2 protein-coding genes are annotated in these 2,426 nt (G+C 76.0%); both read left to right on the top strand.

Annotated elements, in window-relative coordinates:
- Positions 1-44: 44 nt before the first annotated feature.
- Positions 45-1,415 carry an ABC transporter substrate-binding protein gene (locus I73_RS17205; RefSeq protein ID WP_022981748.1) on the top strand — a complete coding sequence of 457 codons (1,371 nt, stop codon included), beginning with the start codon at positions 45-47 and terminating at the stop codon, positions 1,413-1,415.
- Between the two features lie 26 nt (positions 1,416-1,441).
- The coding region (locus I73_RS17200) for a di-heme oxidoredictase family protein (RefSeq protein ID WP_026096873.1) at positions 1,442-2,426 on the top strand (985 nt) is incomplete at its 3' end.

The raw sequence follows: 2,426 nt of genomic DNA, 5'->3' as shown, positions 1-2,426 counted from the left end.
TTTCGTGGTGAGCGCCCTCGGGCGCTTCTGATCGGAGATCCCGCATGACATCCACTTTCCGATGGACCCGCCGCGGGTGGCTGCGCGGCCTGGCCGCGGGCATGGCCGGGGCCTCCGGCTGGGCCCGGGGCGCCGAGGCCGACGCCAGCGCCGATGCCGGCACCGGCACCGTGGTCGTGCTCACCAGCTACGCCGAGGAGCTCAGCGTGCGCTACCAGGCGTTGTTCGAGCGCCTGCACCCCGGCGCACGGGTGGAGATCCTCTGGCGCCAGTCGGCCGATGCGCTGGCCTACCTGCGCCGCAGCCGCGGCGAGGTGGATGTCTACTGGGCCCCCGCGCCCGGCAACTTCACGGCACTGGCGGCGGAGGGCCGCTTCGCAGCCCTGCAGGCCATCCGCCAGGATGGCCCGGCGCTGGCCCATGCCGTGGCCGGCCAGCCCATCGACGACCCACAGGGCCGCTACGCCGCATTCGAGCTGGCCGGCTACGGCATCGCCTACCACCCGGCGGCGGTGCAGCGCCTGGGCCGCCCGGCACCGACCGACTGGGCCGACCTGGCCCACCCCGCCTACGCAGGCCAGATCCAGATCCCCATCCCCGGCCGCATCGGCTTCGCGCCGGTGCTGATCGAGGCCCTGCTGCAGGGCCCTGGCTGGGAGGCGGGCTGGGCCCTGTTGGCCGCGCTGGGCGCCAATGCCGACTTCGGCGCCGCCAGCGACGCCAGCCCCGGGCCGGACCAGGTGGTCAGTGGTGCCCGCGCGGCGCGGCTGACGATCGACTTCTTCGCCAACCAGGCCATCGCCGGCGGCGCGCCGCTGGCCTTTGTCTACCCCCGGCGCACCGCCTACAACCCGGCGCAGATCGGGGTGCTGGCCGATGCGCCGCACCCGGCCCTGGCCCAGGCCTTCGCGGCCCTGTGCCTGTCCGAGCCAGGCCAGACCCTGCTGCTGCACCCGGACGTGCGGCGCCTGCCCGTGCGGCCGGGCCTCTATGCCGCCCATCCGGAACTGCCCGCCCGGCCCTTCGCCCCGGGCAACCTGGCCTACGACGGCGGGTTGACCCGCGAGCGCGGCGGTCTGGTGGCCGCGCTGTTCGACCTGGCCCTGGTGCAGCGCCATGGCGAGCAGGCGGCGCTGTGGGCGGCCCTGCACCGGGCCGAGGCCGCCCGTTCCGGCACCGGGGCACTGCGCGAGGCCCGGGCCCTGCTCAGCGCCCCGCCGGTGTCACAGGCTCAGCAGGCCGACCCGGCGTTGCGCCAGCGCTTTGCCTGGCCCGAGCGCCGTCCGGGCCAGGACGAACCCGCACCCGACCCGGCCCGCGGCGTGCTGCTGGCCCACTGGGCGGCCGAGCGCGACGCGCGGCTGCAGGCGGTCCGGCAGATCCTGGCGCGCGAGCCCGCGGCCGGGCTGGCGTGAGGGGGCAGCGCATGTGCCATGTGCTGATGAAACAGCTGCGTCGTGCGCTGGCCGGGCTGGCGGCGCTGGCCGCCTGTGGTGGCCTGCTGGCGCTGACGCCGGCCCCTGGCCCCGGGGCCGGCGGCCTGCTCACCGTGGCCGTTGCCGACCGCGAGGCCTACAGCCGCATCGTCTGGGCGGCGGTGCCGCCCGAAGCCCAGGCCAGCGTGGCCCAGGGCCGCGGCCTGGTGCGCCAGACCTGGGTCGTCTCACCCTCGCTGGACCCGGGCATCGCCGGTCTGGGGCCCACCTACAACCGGCCGGCCTGCACCGCCTGTCATGCCCGCAACGGCGGGGCGCCGCCGCCGGACAGCCCGGCCGAGCCGATGCGTTCGCTGCTGGTGCGGCTGTCGGTGCCGGGGCAGGACGCCCACGGCGGCCCGCAGCCCGAGCCCCGCTACGGCGACCAGCTCAACGAACAGGGCGTGCCCGGTGTGCCGGGCGAGGGCGAGGCGGTGCTGCAGTGGGCGCCGGTGCCGGTGACGCTGGCCGACGGCACGGTGATCACCCTGCGCCGCCCCAGCCTGTCCTTCCAGCATCTGGCCTTCGGGCCGATGGCGGAGGAGGTGCTCACCTCGGTGCGCGTGGCACCGCCCATGTTCGGTCTGGGCCTGCTCGAAGCCGTGCCTGAGGCCGACATCCTCGCCCTGGCCGAAGCCCAGCGCCGGGCCGGCCAGGGCGTGGCCGGCCAGCCCAACCGGGTGTGGGACGCGGTGGCCGGCCGTGCGGTGCTGGGCCGTTTCGGCTGGAAGGCCAACCAGCCCAGTGTGCGCCAGCAGGTGGCCGGCGCGCTGGCGGGCGACATGGGCATCACCACCCCGGTCTTCCCCACGCCCAACTGTCCACCGGTGCAGACCGCCTGCGCCGCCTGGTCGGCCGACCGCCATCCCGAGCTGACCAACGGCCCTCTGGACGCGATTACCCTGTACCTGCAGGCCCTGGGCTTGCCCGCCCGGCGCGAAGCCAATGGAC

It is taken from the genome of Ideonella sp. B508-1 (assembly GCF_000333615.1).
In the GTDB taxonomy this organism is placed as follows: domain Bacteria; phylum Pseudomonadota; class Gammaproteobacteria; order Burkholderiales; family Burkholderiaceae_C; genus Ideonella.
This window is presented reverse-complemented; position numbering and strand designations above follow the sequence as displayed.